The 15,746-nt window shown below is 63.1% G+C and carries 16 protein-coding genes; 6 read left to right on the top strand and 10 right to left on the bottom strand.

The annotated features are described in order from the left end of the window. Window positions 1-13 precede the first annotated feature (13 nt). On the bottom strand, window positions 14-1,873 hold the full coding sequence (locus LG047_RS01150; protein ID WP_227964667.1) for a DUF563 domain-containing protein: 1,860 nt from the start codon (window positions 1,871-1,873) through the stop codon (window positions 14-16). 257 nt (window positions 1,874-2,130) lie between these two features. On the opposite strand from LG047_RS01150, the gene LG047_RS01145 reads away from it, so the two are divergent. The 5 genes from LG047_RS01145 (at window position 2,131) to LG047_RS01125 (ending at window position 7,964) form a co-directional block, all read left to right on the top strand. Beyond that, the gene (locus tag LG047_RS01145) at window positions 2,131-4,407 is read left to right on the top strand and encodes a PAS domain-containing sensor histidine kinase (RefSeq protein ID WP_227964664.1); all 2,277 of its coding nucleotides are present in this window, start codon (window positions 2,131-2,133) and stop codon (window positions 4,405-4,407) included. Then, window positions 4,407-5,771 (top strand): sigma-54 dependent transcriptional regulator, encoded by a 1,365-nt coding sequence (locus LG047_RS01140; RefSeq protein ID WP_036281312.1) that lies wholly within the window; start codon window positions 4,407-4,409, stop codon window positions 5,769-5,771. Before LG047_RS01145 ends, LG047_RS01140 begins: the two co-directional genes overlap by 1 nt. A gap of 249 nt (window positions 5,772-6,020) precedes the next feature. After that, window positions 6,021-6,284, top strand: coding sequence for an RNA chaperone Hfq (hfq, locus tag LG047_RS01135; protein ID WP_036281310.1), 264 nt, complete (start codon window positions 6,021-6,023; stop codon window positions 6,282-6,284). A gap of 5 nt (window positions 6,285-6,289) precedes the next feature. Then, window positions 6,290-7,624, top strand: coding sequence for a GTPase HflX (gene hflX, locus LG047_RS01130; protein WP_227964662.1), 1,335 nt, complete (start codon window positions 6,290-6,292; stop codon window positions 7,622-7,624). 19 nt (window positions 7,625-7,643) lie between these two features. Next, window positions 7,644-7,964 (top strand): multidrug efflux SMR transporter, encoded by a 321-nt coding sequence (locus LG047_RS01125; protein ID WP_227964660.1) that lies wholly within the window; start codon window positions 7,644-7,646, stop codon window positions 7,962-7,964. Here LG047_RS01125 and LG047_RS01120 read toward each other — a convergent pair. The 8 genes from LG047_RS01120 to LG047_RS01085 all read right to left on the bottom strand — a co-directional run bounded on the left by LG047_RS01120 (window position 7,942) and on the right by LG047_RS01085 (window position 14,499). Then, complete coding sequence (locus LG047_RS01120; RefSeq protein WP_227964658.1) at window positions 7,942-8,520, bottom strand: cytochrome b; 579 nt, start codon at window positions 8,518-8,520, stop codon at window positions 7,942-7,944. The two genes, LG047_RS01125 and LG047_RS01120, sit on opposite strands and share 23 nt — an antisense overlap. A gap of 60 nt (window positions 8,521-8,580) precedes the next feature. Then, a complete protein-coding gene (gene mazG, locus LG047_RS01115) occupies window positions 8,581-9,411 on the bottom strand; it encodes a nucleoside triphosphate pyrophosphohydrolase (RefSeq protein WP_227964656.1) in 831 nt (276 codons plus the stop codon). 128 nt (window positions 9,412-9,539) lie between these two features. Next, a complete protein-coding gene (locus LG047_RS01110) occupies window positions 9,540-10,214 on the bottom strand; it encodes a cold-shock protein (protein WP_036281299.1) in 675 nt (224 codons plus the stop codon). Between the two features lie 597 nt (window positions 10,215-10,811). Further along, a complete protein-coding gene (locus LG047_RS01105) occupies window positions 10,812-11,606 on the bottom strand; it encodes an MBL fold metallo-hydrolase (RefSeq protein ID WP_227964654.1) in 795 nt (264 codons plus the stop codon). Next, entirely contained in the window at window positions 11,603-12,394 is a 792-nt protein-coding gene (locus LG047_RS01100) for a TatD family hydrolase (RefSeq protein ID WP_036287091.1), read from the bottom strand. The genes LG047_RS01105 and LG047_RS01100 overlap by 4 nt, the downstream gene beginning before the upstream one ends. 140 nt (window positions 12,395-12,534) lie before the next feature. Then, window positions 12,535-13,014, bottom strand: coding sequence for a hypothetical protein (locus tag LG047_RS01095; RefSeq protein ID WP_227964651.1), 480 nt, complete (start codon window positions 13,012-13,014; stop codon window positions 12,535-12,537). Beyond that, window positions 13,011-13,820 (bottom strand): class I SAM-dependent methyltransferase, encoded by an 810-nt coding sequence (locus LG047_RS01090; protein WP_227964648.1) that lies wholly within the window; start codon window positions 13,818-13,820, stop codon window positions 13,011-13,013. Before LG047_RS01090 ends, LG047_RS01095 begins: the two co-directional genes overlap by 4 nt. Window positions 13,821-13,920: 100 nt before the next feature. Next, window positions 13,921-14,499 (bottom strand): hypothetical protein, encoded by a 579-nt coding sequence (locus LG047_RS01085; RefSeq protein ID WP_227964646.1) that lies wholly within the window; start codon window positions 14,497-14,499, stop codon window positions 13,921-13,923. A gap of 171 nt (window positions 14,500-14,670) precedes the next feature. Between LG047_RS01085 and LG047_RS01080 the strand changes: the two genes are divergently transcribed. Further along, window positions 14,671-15,039, top strand: a complete 369-nt coding sequence (locus LG047_RS01080) for a VOC family protein (protein WP_227964636.1) — start codon at window positions 14,671-14,673, stop codon at window positions 15,037-15,039. Here LG047_RS01080 and LG047_RS01075 read toward each other — a convergent pair whose 3' ends face one another. Further along, window positions 15,040-15,672 (bottom strand): tyrosinase family protein, encoded by a 633-nt coding sequence (locus tag LG047_RS01075; protein WP_227964634.1) that lies wholly within the window; start codon window positions 15,670-15,672, stop codon window positions 15,040-15,042. Window positions 15,673-15,746 lie beyond the last annotated feature (74 nt).

The raw sequence follows: 15,746 nt of genomic DNA, 5'->3' as shown, positions 1-15,746 counted from the left end.
GCGCCCGCAGACGCTATATCAGCGAGCGGACAAGAGCCGCTATCTTGTCGACCGGCGCCTCGAAGTCGAAGTCTTTCCCGGCGCGGGCGTTCCTTTCCGGCAGCGACGATTCGATCATTACCCGCGAGAATTTCAGCCCGCAAAGGTGCGATATGTAGAGGTATTCATTCGAGGCATAACTGCTGGTGGCGATTTCGACGACATGTGCGCCGGGGGGCAGGAAGGGCGCGTTCCAGAGAGCGGCGCCGAACTGCCCGACGACCAGTTTCGCCCCGGACATGAGGCGGATTTGTTCCCCGAGCGTCATGCGGTGGGTGAAAACCGTGCGAACGCCGATCTTTTCCAGCGCCGCGGCCAACTCTTCCTCGTTGCTCATGCGACGCGAAGACGGAAAACCCATCCTGCTCAGGAACAGGCGCTCGGGGCCCGAACCTTCCTCCGCCGGCGGAACGCGTTCCTTGAGAAGTTTAAGGAAATCGACCGACAAGCCGGAAGGCGCCATATTTGCGAAGGTCGCGAGCGGAGAGGGATAGATCAGCCGCTCGCTTCGCACATAACGCGCGCCGCTTTCGACGATGCAGGCGGCGGGCGCGCCCAGCGCCAGGATTTCCGCGCGCTGCCGGTCGGTGAGCGGCGGGCAAAGCAGCTTGAGACGACCGGCTTTCAGCTCATCGAGAACGAGATAGACCGAGAGCAGCGAATTCATAAGCCAATGGCCGTAATTGCAGCGGCTCGCCCACGACGTGCATAGCATGAGCGGGACGTCGGCGTGCAAAACCACTTCCTCGCCGGCGCGGCGAACCCTCGCGTATCGCCCGGCGAGCGGGAATATGTCCGCCGCGCGGCGTCGGCCACCCGGCGACAAAATGGTAGTGAAGCAGGAATCGCCCCAGGCATTGCCGCCATCGAACATCACGACGCCGTTTTCGATGTCGGCGCAGGCGTCGCGGAAGGCGGCGAGATAGATCGGCGGCGCGGTCCAGGCGAGGCTTTCCAGAAGGTCGCGGAATTTCGCCAGGTCGGCGCCGATCGAAATCTCCCGAATGAAGGAGGGCGACGCGTCATGTGATTCCCGGTCGGCGACGACCGAAATCGAGAACGTTCCGTCGAGGGGCGCGGAGAGCAGCGCATCGCGATTGACCGGCGCGCCCTCGAGCAACGATCCCACCCCGCAGCCTGAGGCGTCATGGCGGCAGAGCGCGATTGGATAGATCAGGTCCATGCCCGATTCGCTGGGATCCGGATCGGACCTCCATTGAACGCGTCCTTCCCGTTCTCCATGCTTGAGAAAATGCGCGCGCCCCGAGCGGATTTCGCCATTCGCGACCGCCGCGGCCACGTCCGGATTCGCCGCGAGATAGGCCTGTTCGTCGAATGACTCCCGGGTCGCCAGTTCGGTGCAACCGAAGGCGCCGTCCATGACGCGCTTCATCTCGGCGAACAGCTCGGGCACGCCGATCATTCGATTGACCGCTCGCGCAAGAACGGGGTTGCGCGCCGTTATCGCAGAGACGGCTCGCCGTCGTAACGACGCCTCGACGTCCTCCATCAGCCGTTCGAAATCGACGACGCCGTCCGGCCTGTCGAAAGCCTCGCGAATGAACGCCTGCAGCGAAGCCAGCGCACGGATGTCGCCTTTCGCGCGCAGAAACAGGAGATTCAGCGCAAGCGCGGCGCGAACACGGGAAACATGGTCGAGGACCGTGTCGACGTCTTTCGCGCTCAGCGCGAACGATCCTAGATCAGCGTCCGCGGCGGGCTTTTCTACGATCTGGCGAATATGCGTCGCGACAGCTGCGGGGGAGGGAGGCTGAACGATCGTTCTTCGTCGGCGCAGGCCTGCGAACGCCTTCTGCAAGCTGGAGAGAGACATGGTCAATGTGCGTCCGGCTGCCGGGGCGCCGGCCGGGCCGCGAAAATGACATGGCGATTGAAAACATGGATCAGGGGACAAGCAAAGAATGTCATGGCGCCTCTCCCGCGGAATGGCAATTTCGGTGAATCTTTCGTTGATCGGCACAATAAGAAACGAAGAATCAAATAGCTAAGTCTTTGCTTTGAGCCGGAGGACCATCTTCATGCAACCGTTGCAGATTTGCAACAGCCGCATTCGGAGCCTATAGAGGCGACATGGCCCTTACGGGAGAAAACGCTCCGCCGCGAAGCGAGAAAGAACCATCCTCGCGTCGCGCCTGGTTCGGCCCGATCATAGCGATCGGCGCCGCGGGGTGCGCTTTGGCCACCTTCCTGGTTGTCACGGAATTCCGCATTCTTTCGCCAACCGACGACCGGCTGCTCCCGCTCTTCATCGCCAATGGCGTGCTGCTGGGCGTGCTGGCGATCATGGTCGTCGTCAAGGCGTGGCGGCTTTATCGAGTCTGGCGGCGCGGCGAGGCGGCCGCCCGGCTGCACGTGCGCATCGTCGGCATTTTCGCGGTCATCGCCCTCATCCCGGCGATCCTTCTGGCGATCGCGGGATCGCTGACGCTGGAGCGGGCGCTCAACCCGGCCTTCATGTCCAGCGTCAAGATTTTCGTTCACAACACCGCCAAGGCCGCGGAGGCGTTTCAGTCGAGCCAGTGCCAGGCGCTTTTGCAGGAGGCGCAGCTCACCGCCTCAGATCTCGACCGCGCCAAGGTGATGTTCGACGCCGATCGAACCTTTTTCCATCAGATTTTCGCGTCGCGCGCCCAGTTTCTCGGCTTTTCGGTCGCGGCGCTGGTCAAATCCAACGGCCAGATTCTCGACCGGGTCGATGTCGCGCGGAACACGGCCTCGATAATCATCGCCCCGCCGGAGTCGGAGTTCGAGAACGCCCGGCGAGGCGAGCCGCTCTGCCTCGTGATCGACGACGGCAAGAGTTTCGTCGCGCTCCGTGCGCTGAGCAAGTTCGAGGACACGTTCCTCTATGTCACCCGGCCAGTCGACCCTTTCGCAGTCGATTTTCCCAAGCAGACGCAGACGCTCATCAGCAATTATGACGCCTTCGACGCCTATCGCGCCGCGGTGCAGCGCGCCTTCGTTCTGATGTACTCGCTGTTGACGACGATCATGCTGCTGTCGTCGATCTGGTTCGGTCTCGATTTCGCCGATCGTCTGGTGACGCCGATCCGTACGCTGATCGCGGCGACCGACGAAGTCTCCACCGGCAACCTCGATGTGCGCGTGAAAGTGGATCGCTCGCACGGCGAATTGGCGCGCCTTGGCGACGTGTTCAACAACATGACGACCGAGCTGAACCTCCAGCAGCGCCGCCTGCTGGAAGCCAATCGGATCAACGACGAGCGCCGTGAGTTTACCGAGGCCGTGCTGGCGGGCGTGCCGGCGGCGGTGATCGGCGTCGACGCATACGGAATCGTCACCATCCTCAATCGCTCCGCCGAGGAGCTATCGCTCAACGACGCGAAGGGGCAGGCGACCGTCGGGGCCAGCATCGCGGACGTGATGCCGGAGCTGGCGCCCATACTTTCCGACGCGGTCGAGCTTTTCCCACGCTCCGTGCAGAGCCAGATCACCATCAAACGCGGCGTGGCGGAACGGACGTTCAACATACGCGTCACCTCGTCGCGCGCCGACCAGGCGCATCCGAATTTCGTCGTCACGCTCGACGACATCACGGATCTCGTGACCGCGCAGCGCACTTCCGCCTGGGCTGACGTCGCGCGGCGCATCGCTCATGAAATCAAGAATCCGCTGACCCCGATCCAGCTTTCGGCCGAACGCCTGAAGCGTAAATACGGCCGGCTGATTCAGGAGGACAAGGACATCTTCGACCAATGCACCGACACGATTGTGCGGCAGGTCGACGACATCAAGCGGATGGTGGATGAGTTCTCCTCATTCGCGCGCATGCCGAAGGCGCGGCCCGAGCGAGACGACCTCAATGAATGCGTCCGTCAGGTCGCCTTTCTGATGCGGGTCGGGAACGCCGACGTCGACATTGTCGAAGCGCTGCCGGATGCGGCGATCTATGCGCAATTCGATCGTCGCTTGCTGTCGCAGGCGCTCACAAATATCGTCAAGAACGCGATCGAGGGCATTGCCGCGCGCGAGGAAGCGGACGCGGGGGAAAAGGGCAGGGTCGAGATCCGTCTGGCGACGCGCGACCACATGGTCGAGATCGACGTAATCGACAATGGCAAGGGGTTCCCGGCGATGAACCGCCAGCGTCTCCTCGAGCCATACATGACCACCCGATCGGACGGCACGGGGCTCGGCCTGCCGATCGTCGCCAAGATCATCGAGGACCACGGCGGCCGGCTGGAGCTGCTGGACGCGCCGACGGGGCGGGGCGCCTGTGTGCGTCTGATCCTGCCGATGGCGGCCGAACAGGAAACGCAGCAACCTCAGGGGGCTGAAGAACAGGCGGCGGCGTTGGAACATTCCGGACAACAAAGCGGGGCGTGATGGCGAGCGATATTCTCATCGTCGACGACGAAGAAGACATCCGGGAGTTGGTCGCGGGCATTTTGAGCGACGAGGGCCACGGAACGCGCACGGCGAAAGACGCCGACGATGCGCTGGCGGCAATTTCAGCGCGCCGGCCGCATCTCGTTTTCCTCGATATCTGGCTGCAGGGCTCGCGGCTCGACGGCCTGCAGGTGCTGGAAGTCATCCAGAAGCAGCACAAGGGCCTGCCGGTCGTGATGATCTCCGGCCACGGCAATATCGAGACGGCGGTCAGCGCCATCAAGATCGGCGCATACGACTTCATCGAGAAGCCGTTCAAGGCGGACCGGCTCGTGCTCGTCGCCGAACGCGCGCTCGAGGCCTACCAGCTCAAGCGCGAGTTGTCGGCGCTGCGGCAACGTGCGGGGGCCTTCGACCGCATCGTGGGCTCGTCGCCGGCCGCCCACCAGTTGCAGCAGCTGATCGCGCGGGTGGCCCCGGTGAATTCCCGCGTGCTCATCACCGGCGCGCCCGGCTCCGGCAAAGAGCTCGCCGCCCGCTGCATTCACGACGCCTCGAGCCGCGCCGGCGGACCTTTCGTCGTCATCAATTCCGCGACGATCACGCCCGAAAACATGGAGATCGAGCTCTTCGGCCGCGAGGGGGCGGACGGGGAACGCAAGATCGGCGCGCTGGAGGAGGCCCATGGCGGCACCCTCTTCCTCGATGAGATCGCCGACATGCCGAAGGACACCCAGGCGAAAATCCTGCGCGTCCTCGTGGACCAGACCTTCCAGCGCGTGGGCGGGGCGACAAAGGTGCATGTGGACGTGAGAATCATCTCCTCTTCCGCCCGCGATCTCGCGTCGGCCATCGAGGAGGGCGCGCTGAGGGAGGACCTGTTCCACCGCCTCGCCGTCGTGCCGATACGCGTGCCGTCCCTCGCGGAGAGGCGCGAGGATATTCCGGCGCTGATCGAATACTTCATGGAGAATATGTCGCTCGCTTCCGGCATGCCGCGTCGGCAGATCGCCGACGACGCCCTCGCCGTGCTGCAGCTGCATGACTGGCCGGGGAACATCCGTCAGCTGAAGAACAATGTAGAGCGCCTGATGATCCTGACCGCGGGAGAGCCGGGCGCCTCGATCACCGCCGATATGCTGCCGGCCGACGTCGGCGAACTCGTGCCCGCGACGCCGGCGGGCGTGAGGGGCGAAAAGCTGATGAGTCTCCCGCTGCGGGAGGCGCGCGAGGTTTTCGAACGCGAATACCTCGTCGCCCAGCTCAACCGCTTCTCGGGCAATATCTCGCGCACGGCCGAGTTCATCGGCATGGAGCGATCGGCCTTGCACCGGAAGTTGAAGTCGCTGGCGATAGAATAGTAATTGCAACGCTGTATCAATTAAACTTCATGCGATGCATTAACTTCCGATCCGCCGTTTTGCGGCCTCGAAACACGCCCGTCCGATCAAATGAAATCCGCTCGCCGAATGGAGCTTGGCGCGAGTTCCGCCTTGCGCTTCGTCATTTGAAGGGTTCTAATGCGCAGCGCGGCGGCCAAAAGTAGAAAAAGATTCCCCGGGGGGCGGCGTCAAACCGCTCGGCTCAACAAAAATAGAACAGGACAGCCGATGTCGTCGGAGCGTACGCAGAATCTGCAGGATACTTTTCTGAATTTTGTCAGGAAAAACAAAGTCCCGCTCACAATCTTCCTCGTCAATGGCGTGAAGCTGCAGGGCATTGTCACCTGGTTCGACAATTTTTGCCTCCTGCTGCGCAGGGATGGGCATTCGCAGCTCGTCTACAAGCACGCCATCTCGACCATCATGCCCGGACATCCCATCCAGATGTTCGAGCCGAGCGACGACGAAGCGCTTGGGGAGAATAAACGGTAGGCAATTTGAACACTGATCAAAAAGAGGGCGATCGCGCCTCCAAAGACGGGCGCACGCGCGCGCTCGTCGTCGGCCCTTACCTCTCGCGCGGGGCCGCTGCCCTGTCGCGCGACCCTCACGCCCGCCTCTCCGAGGCCGTTGGCCTCGCGCAGGCCATCGACCTCGACATTGTGGGCGACATATCTGTTTCCCTCAATGAAGTTAGGCCGGCCACCTATCTCGGCAAGGGCAAGGTCGACGAGATTGCGGAAACCGTGAAGGAGCGCGAGGCCGGCCTCGTCAGCATGGACTGCCAGCTCTCGCCGGTGCAGCAACGCAATCTGGAAAAGGCCTGGGGCGCGAAGGTCATCGACCGCACAGGGCTGATACTGGAGATTTTCGGCCAGCGCGCGCGCACGAAAGAGGGCGCGCTGCAGGTCGAACTTGCGCATCTCGCCTACCAAAAGTCCCGCCTCGTGCGCTCCTGGACCCATCTGGAGCGCCAGCGCGGCGGCTTCGGCTTCCTCGGCGGCCCCGGCGAAACGCAGATTGAAACCGACCGTCGCCTCATCGAGGAGCGGATGCGCCGCATCGAGCAGGATCTCGACAAGGTCAAGCGCACGCGCGGCCTGCATCGCAAGACGCGACGCGAGGTTCCTTACCCCGTAGTGGCGCTCGTCGGCTATACAAACGCCGGAAAATCAACGCTCTTCAATCGGCTCACCAAGGCCGAGGTCTTGGCGCAGGACATGCTGTTCGCCACGCTCGACCCGACGTTGAGGCAAATCCGGCTGCCCCATGGCGCCCGTGTGCTGCTGTCGGACACGGTGGGTTTCATCTCCGATCTGCCGACCATGCTCGTCTCCGCCTTCCGCGCGACGCTCGAGGAGGTGACCCTCGCAGACGTGATCCTGCATGTGCGGGACGTGTCACATGAGGACTCGGAGGCGCAGGCGCGGGATGTGGAGACAATCCTCGAAGAGCTCGGCCTGAAAGGCGAGGCGGAAGGCCGGATTCTCGAGGTCTGGAACAAGATCGACGCGCTCGACCCCGAACGACAGGAAGCGCTGCGTCAGACCGCGCGCGGCTTCGACCCTCAGAGGCGTCCGGTGCTGGCGTCCGCGCTGACCGGGCAGGGGCTCGACGAGCTTATGGGGCGTATCGAGACGATTCTTGCCGCCAGCCGCGTCACGCTCGCGCTGGAGCTGGAGCCTGAAGACGGGCAGGGTCTCGCCTGGCTCCACGCCCACGCCGAGGTGCTGACCCGTGAAGCCCGGGAGGACGGCGGCTCGCGGCTGACGGTGCGCGTCGCGCCCGAGCGGGTGGAGGAGGTCAGCCGCCGTTTCGCCCGTCCCGCCTGAACGAAACCAATAGGCCCGCATGCCCTGGCTCTATCTTTCTATCGCGATCCTCTCGGAGGTTGTCGGCACCACAGCGCTACGCGCCGCCGAAGGGTTTCGTAACCCTCTGCCGACGCTTGTCGTCGCGGTTGGCTATGGAACGTCCTTCTATTTTCTGTCTCTGACGCTGGAGTCGATTCCAATGGGCGTCGCCTACGCAATATGGTCGGGCGTGGGCGTCGCGCTCATCTCGATCGCGGGCTGGCAGCTTTACCAGCAGGCGCTCGGCTCGGTCGAGTTATTCGGCATCGCGCTGATCTGCGTAGGGGTCGTGATACTCAAATTTGGCGGCGGTCACTGAGATTCTCGACGAACGCCGGCAGCATCCGCATCAGCGTCCGGTCACGCAGAATGCGGTCATGGACCAATGCAGCGGCTGCGTGCAGGGCCGCCAGCGCAATCAACCCATGCGCCAGAAACTCGTGAAATTCCTTGGCGTAATGTTTCAGCTCGCGGTTTTTGGGCCAAGGCGAGGGAATGTCATAAAGCCCGAAGAGCGAGAGGGACTCTCCACCCTGAAACAGGGTCACGAGCCCGACGGCCGGAACGGCCAGAAGCAAACCGTAGAGCGTGAGATGCGCTAGTTTGGCGGCGATGTCGACAAGTGGGCCAAAACCCGAGGGCTCGGGGCGCGGCGCAGGATCGACGAAACGCCAGACGAGGCGAAGGACAAGCAGCAGAACGACCATTTCGCCCAGAACGATATGCGCGAATTCGCCCATGTGCCTGATCGAACCCTTGGGCAATTCGTCGCCGAGCAGACCAAACGCCCAGGCGGCGCCGACGAACAGGACCGAGGCCCAATGGAATAGCTGAGAGGCGGGGCTGTAGCGGAAATTTGCGCTGCTTACGGACATGCATGGCCTCCTGATGGGCGCCGCTCGCGCGGCGATCACATCGCTTCCATCCAGCAAGAATCAGTCGCAATTACGAGCCTTTTCGATCTTTTTCGCCTCTGCCCACAACGCCTCCATCTCATCGAGCGAGGCGGCTGAGGGCGTTGTGCCCATCTCGGCGAGCCGGCGCTCGATGTGATGGAAACGCCGTTCGAATTTGGCGTTGGCGCCGCGCAACGCCTGCTCCGGATCGACCCGGGCGTGGCGTGCGAGGTTAGAGACGACGAAAAGCAGATCGCCGATTTCTTCCTCGAGAGCAGGGGAAGCGGTTGCGCCGGGTTGAGCGAGTTCGGCCGCGACCTCCTCGGTCTCCTCGCGAATCTTGCCCATCACATGCAGAGCGTCATCCCAGTCGAACCCGACCCGGGACGCCTTCTGTTGAAGCTTTACGGCGCGGGTCAGCGCGGGCAGGGCGAGCGGAACGCCGTCGAGAAGGCTCGCCGGGGCCGCCGCGCCCTTGCCGGCTTTCTCTTTCCCGGCTTTCTCTTGGGCCTTTATCTCGCTCCATTGCGTCGTGACGCCTTCCGCGGTCAGCGACCCGCCTCCGCCAAAGACATGCGGGTGGCGACGGACGAGTTTGTCGCAAATCGCGAGGACGACGTCGTCGAAAGCGAAGGCTCCGATTTCCTCCGCCATGCGCGCGTGGAACACCACCTGGAGAAGCAGATCGCCGAGTTCGTCCTTCAGTTCGTTCATATCGCCGCCTTCGATGGCGTCGGCGACCTCATAGGCTTCCTCGATCGTGTAGGGCGCGATTGAGCGGAAATCCTGCTCCAGATCCCAGGGGCAACCGGTTCCCGGCGTCCGAAGCGCCGCCATGATCTCGATGAGGCGCGCGATTTTTTCCGACATGATCGAACTCGCAAAACGCAGCGAGCCTGAAGGCTTGCGGTCCGGAGCGGCCGGCGCCGCAAGCCTTCAGGCTCGCATGAAAAGCGCCGGCGCGAAGCGGAAGGGCCTCGCGCCGACACGAAATGAAATCAGTCGACGCTGATGGACAGCGCCTCACGACCCTTCGCGGTGTCGACGACCTGCATCGTCACCGGCTGGCCTTCGACAAGCCGGCTGACGCCGGAAGGGCCGAGGATCGAAATGTGGACGAAGACGTCCTTGCCGCCATCGTTGGACTGGACGAAGCCGAAGCCCTTGGTCTCATCGAACCACTTGACCTTGCCCGAAACCGGAACAGCGGTCGACGGATCCGGAGCCTGGCGACGGGGCCGGGGGCTGTCGTAACCACCGCCAAATCCACCACCGCGCGGCGGCGGCGGCGGGGCGCGCTCCGCGGCGCCTGCAAGGTCGACGTCGAGAATGCGCGCGACCTGTTGACCCTTGACCGAGCTCGTCACCTGCACCTGCAATTTGGCGCCCGGCGGCAATGTGTCATATCCCGCCGCCTGCACGGCTCCGATATGGAGGAAGGCGTCGCCCGTGCCATTGGCGAGCTCGACGAAGCCGAAACCCTTGTCGGTCTTGAACCACTTGACGATGGCGTCAACGGCCGGCTCGTTCATCGACGGCGGAGGCGCGTCGGGAAATCCGCCTCCGAACTGCGAACGCGGCGGGCGGCTCTGCCGCGGCGCGTCATAGCCATACGGGGCGTCATCGTCGAATCCGCGCTTGCGCGGGCCCCGGAAGTCTCTACCTTTGCTCATGTCTACCTGCTCGTCTCCGCCAAAAACGGCAAGACCCCTATGTCAAACGCGTGCGCCCATACGATCCCGCTCGGGCGCAAATAGCGACCGTTGGGAGACGATGAGATTTGCCTGTTGAATGCCATATAGTCCCGCGCGGCACGTCTTTTAGCAGATTTTTGCCTGTCATGGCCAGAAAATTTCGTGGCCTCATCGAAAAATCCCAATAAACGCAGCAGTTGAAGCGTCGCCGGCAGCGGCCAAGCAATCCTGCATTGTTGCTTTTCAACGACTTTGCCCGTCGAGCCCATGGCGCGCGACGTTTCCCGCGCAGATGCGAGGCGATTGCGAGGCGATAAATGGGCCCGGAGGTCGTTCAGAAGGAGCGAGACAGTCGGGGCGCTTGGAAGACGCAGCAAAAACAAGGGGAGCGCATATCAACGATTCGCATAATCGATATTATGGAACCAAAATCCATATCCCGCCGGAGAATCGGGTGGCGCGCGACCTTCGGCGCCCGGCGTGGGAAACGCAAACGCCGAAGAAGCTATCACCCCGCAGCACGGCCGGCGGCGATTTCTGGAAACATGGAAAATCCGCGGCTAACGACTGCGCGGTTCAGACCTCGATCCGCAGCCCATCATAGGCCGGCGCCACATTCTCCGGCAGCATCGCGGCAAGCGCGTCATAGTCCAGATCGACGTGGAGATCGGTCAGGATCGCTCGCTTTGCCTTGAACTGCGCCACGAATGCCAGCGCCTGCTCGACGGAAAGATGCGTGCCGTGGCGCTGGTAGCGCAGCGCGTCAATGATCCAGAGATCGAGTCCCTCCAAAAACTGCGCGCTCTCGGACGGAATGGCGTGCAGGTCCGGCGTGTAGGCGATGTTCCCGAACCGAAAGCCGAGGGCGTCCATGTCTCCGTGGTCGAGGCGGAAAGGCGTCACGTCCATCTCGCCTCCGGGGCCTTCGATCGTCACCGGACGGCCGGGCCGCAGCCGGTGCTCGGTGAGCAGCGGCGGATAGAAGCTGCCGGGCGGCGTCTCGAAAATATAGTCGAACTTATTGGTGATCTGGCGTGATGTCGGCTCATCCATATAGGCGGGTATGCGACGGCCGCTCATGATCACGAGACCACGCACGTCGTCGACGCCATGCGTGTGGTCGGCGTGCGGATGGGTGTAGAAAATGGCGTCGAGCCGCTTCACATCCGCGGCGATGAGCTGCTCGCGGAGGTCAGGGCCGGTGTCGACCAGAATTTGCGTCGCCGATTCGGCCGAACCCTTGGCGACGAGGATCGAGCATCGGCGGCGGCGATTCTTCGGATTGGCGGGATTGCATTTTCCCCAACCCTGCCCGACCCGCGGCACGCCGCCCGACGAACCGCACCCCAGAATCGTGACTGTCAAAGTCACGCGGCGGCCTCCATCGGCGGCATCTTTGTGAAGAGTCGCAGCGCGTTTTCAGTCGTCACGCGGGCCAATTCGGCCTCACTTACGCCCTTGACCTCGGCAAGGACGCGCGCCGTATCGACGACGAAAGCCGGCTCGTTGCGTTTGCCCCGGTGCGGGACGGGCGCAAGGAAGGGCGCGTCGGTCTCGACGAGCATCCGCTCCAGCGGCACGGCTTTGGCGGTCTCGCGCAGTTCGGCGGAGTTCTTGAAGGTCACGACGCCGGAGAAAGAGATGTAGAGGCCCAGATCCACGGCGGTCTCCGCCAACGCTCGCGACGACGTGAAGCAATGGAGCAGGGCCGGGAAGGCCCCCTTCCCCATTTCTTCGCGAAGGATCGCGGCGCAATCCTCATCGGCGTCGCGCGTGTGGATCACGAGCGGAAGCCCTGTCTCCCGGGCAGCGGCGATATGGGTGCGGAACACGCGCTGCGACACTTCGCGAGGCGCGCGATCGTAGTGGTAGTCGAGCCCCGCCTCGCCCAGACCCACGCATTTCGGATGCTGCGAGAGCTTCACCAGCTCTTCGACCGTCGGTTCAGCCTCTTCATGGGAATGGTGCGGATGGGTGCCGACGGTGCAGAAAACGTCGGGATAAGCCTCCGCAACCGCCTTCACGCGGTCGAATCGCGAGAGATGGGTGGAAATGGTGATCATTCGCCCGACGCCGCGCGCCTTAGCGCGCGCGATGATTTCCGCCTGCTCCGGCGCGAAATCGGGGAAGTCGAGGTGGCAGTGAGTGTCGATGAGCATGCTGTCCCGGTTCATTCCGTCGCGGCGCAACCTGTCTCGGCCGTCCCCCGCGAATTTGGGCGCGTGGACGCCCGCGACAAGCGCGGACAAGAAGATCGTCAAGTTTGAGGACGATAATTAGCGCTGTTCGCGGCCCCGCGTCACCTGCATTTGTCGGCGCCGCGAAGTGATCCGGCCACATGGGCGACGAGAGCGTCGTATTTCTTCTTTTCCGCGGCAGGATATTCGAGGGAGACGCTGTTCCAGACCGTATCGCCACAGGAGAGCAGCGATTTTCGGTAGAAAATCCTCTCGCCTTTCACCCCCGAGACAACGATCCAGTCGCGGCCCTGCCGCTTGTAACGGATTGTCTCACCGTCCAGCGCCCCGCCTCTGACGCCGAATTCCTCGTCGCGGGACAGGACGACGTGGCTTCCCGACACGATGATCTCGGCCTGCCCGTCCGGCGAGGCGAAGACCCGCCCGTCGTCGTTCTCCGGCGGCGGCTCCATGCGCCAACCTACGGGAACGTCGGCCGCCGTCCCGAATCGCTCATTGCGATAGGCGCGCCATGTCTCGGCGGAGGCGCTCGATGCGCTGATGAGCGCAAACGCCAGCAATGCGGCGCGGTGGACCGTCATTCCCGCTCCGCCTCGAAGAAAATCGCCTGCATCGGCATTCGGGTCGGCGCCCCGAATTCCTGCTCGAACCGCTCCACGAGCGCGTCGACGATCGCTTCCGGCGCCACGTCGCCCCGCGCGCGGATCTGGTCGATCAGAGGGCTGCCGAAAACGAGGCCATTCGCGAAAGCGGTCACATCCCCGGTTTCATGCATGCGCGGCAGCACCGATGCGACGATCCTCGTGAACCCTGCCCCGATCAGCGATTCCTTGATCGGATCGATCTCCGGGCAGGAGAAGGGAGTCTTGAGAAACTGAGGCGGATTGTCCGGGAAGAATTTCTCCACGACTTCGAGGCCGAGGCGCGAGAAGGGATTGTGGCGCGGCGAATCCCAGACGCTGAAAAGATAGCGCCCGCCGGCCTTCAGCACTCGCCGCGCCTCTCGATGGGCGGCGTCCTTGTCCGGAAAGAACATCAGGCCGAACTGGCAGACGACGGCGTCGAAGGCGCTGTCCGCGAAGGGCAGCACGAGGGCGTCGGCAACGTCGAAGGTCACCCCCTCGCCCGGACGGAACTTCGCCTGCGCGACCTCCAGCATCGGCGCGTTGAGATCGGTCGCGATCAGTCGCGCATCGGCCGGCAGCGCATCTCGCAGCTTGCGCGTGACGATGCCCGTGCCGGCGGCGATCTCGAGCACCTCGCGCGGCCCCCTCAGGGCGGCTCGCCACGCGATGTCGGCGGCGTAATCCTCGAAGATCACAGGCCCGAGACCGCGGTCGTAATGAAGCGGAATATCGCCGACGAAGCGGGCCGTTTCTGCGGTCATGACTCCGCTCTCCTTCCTCCGGTCCGGCGATATCGAGCCCGACGAACCGAATTTTCGCCCCAATCCGCCGGAGGCGCAAATTCTCCTGGCGGATCGCCGGCTACCTGACCCCGATTTGGGGACCGGAGCCAGGGCATTGCGCAAGGAAATCGGGAACGGACTGGCGAACGCCCGGCAGAGAGCGCCAGCTGGCGTCGCCCGGCTTCGACTGAACCATATACGCCCAATGGGCAAAACTCGATGTCGAGGTCTGGTTGAGCATGGTCCACGCGTGGCCCTGCAGAACCATCTCGCCGAAGCCTTGCTGCACGGACTCGGAGCCGTCGCTTTTCACCGAAGTGAAACTCAAAAGCACGCGGCCGGTCGGCGTGACCGAGCCGACGAGCGAGGAGCAGGCTACGGGGAGCCGCCCCACCTTCGTTACGTTCTTCCCCCAGAAATAGCCGCCCCGGTAATCGGTGATATGGTACACGGTCTGATCGGCCGCCGGCAGCAGGACATTGCTCGACGGGTTGAACAGGAGCGACGGAAGATTTTGCGGCGGAACGATCCAGTAGGTGTTCTTCAGCCAGCTCCAGTCCAGCGACCCTGCCGTCGTCCGTGACAGGTTCGTTTGCGAGAGGGCGGCGGGACTGGCGATGACGCACGTAACGAGAGCAAGCAGCGGAATTTTTTTCATTTGTAGATCACTCCTGTCAGTCCGGGATCCCGGCAGTGGATAGCCGAACCCGGCGCCTCGAAGGAATGTCAATTATTGGGTCGCTTGGAAGGCGTCGGCGTTTACGGCCGGGCTCGTGATAATACGGCCCCCCGGCCCATATGACCGTCATACGGCGTCGGGAGAGCGACGATGACGATCATCCTCAATCACACGATTGTGCCGTCGCACAACAAGCAGGAGGCCGCGCGCTGGTTTGCGCAGATCTTTGGACTGACCTGCGAGCCGACAAAGGCTCATTTCGCGCCGGTCCGCGTCAACGACACGCTGACGCTGCTTTTCGATGACCATCCTACCTTCGACTCGCGCCACTACGCCTTCCATGTCAGCGACGCGGAATTCGACGCGATTTTCGGGCGCGTGAAGGCGGCGGGGCTGCCCGTCGGCAGCGGGCCGGGCCATTTCGACGATGGCAAGCTCAACGACTGGAACGGCGGCCGGGGCGTCTATTTCAAGAGCCCCGACGGCCATGTGCTGGAATTGATGACTGTCGCTCAGTGACTAAGCCACCAGCGCCTCGACATCGTACTGATAGCCGAGCGCGATATGGTCGAGCACGTCGGCGGGCGTGCGATCCGGCCAACTCATCAAGGGGTCGTTAAGCCCCAGACCCGGGCCACTGGCGATAAAGGGCTCATTACTGTGGTCATGCCGCCACTTCACCCACTGCAAGTCGATCCAGCTGTGGTGCAGGAAAAAAATTGGATCGCCCGGCGACGCTGCGCTCGCCATGACGCCGCCGACCCAACGATGCGGCGGATTATGAATATCGCGTTCGAGTTTGGGCCAGAAACGGTCGTAGCTCGGCAGATTCAACGTGGTCGCGACCTCGCCGGCTGTCGGCAGCGTATCTGATCCAAGCTCGCGCCCTAGGCCCCACCCCACGTCGAACGGGCCAAGGAAGTCCGGCCCCCACAGGGGATCATCGGGACTGACGTCCGTGGTCGAATCCCAGTAAGGAAGCGCGACATTCGAGTCGTGTTTTTGCAGTTCGATCTCGAAGCGCAGCAGGAATTCTCTGTGCCAGGGAAGAAAATGCGAGCTGCGATGAATGCCGTGTCCGAAGTGGGTGGCGTGCGTTTCGGCGAAATCATCGACGACGCCGTCCGCCTTCACTTTTCTCAGGGCGTCCACGAAAGCCTGCTTCTCAGCGGCGGAAAGCGCCGAATAATTCTTTCGAGTATACATGTCAGTTCCCCTAAAAATAA

Source organism: Methylocystis sp. WRRC1 (genome assembly GCF_020733155.1).
Lineage (GTDB): Bacteria > Pseudomonadota > Alphaproteobacteria > Rhizobiales > Beijerinckiaceae > Methylocystis.
Note: the sequence above shows the minus strand (reverse complement) of the source record. Positions and strands in the feature narration are given on the sequence as shown.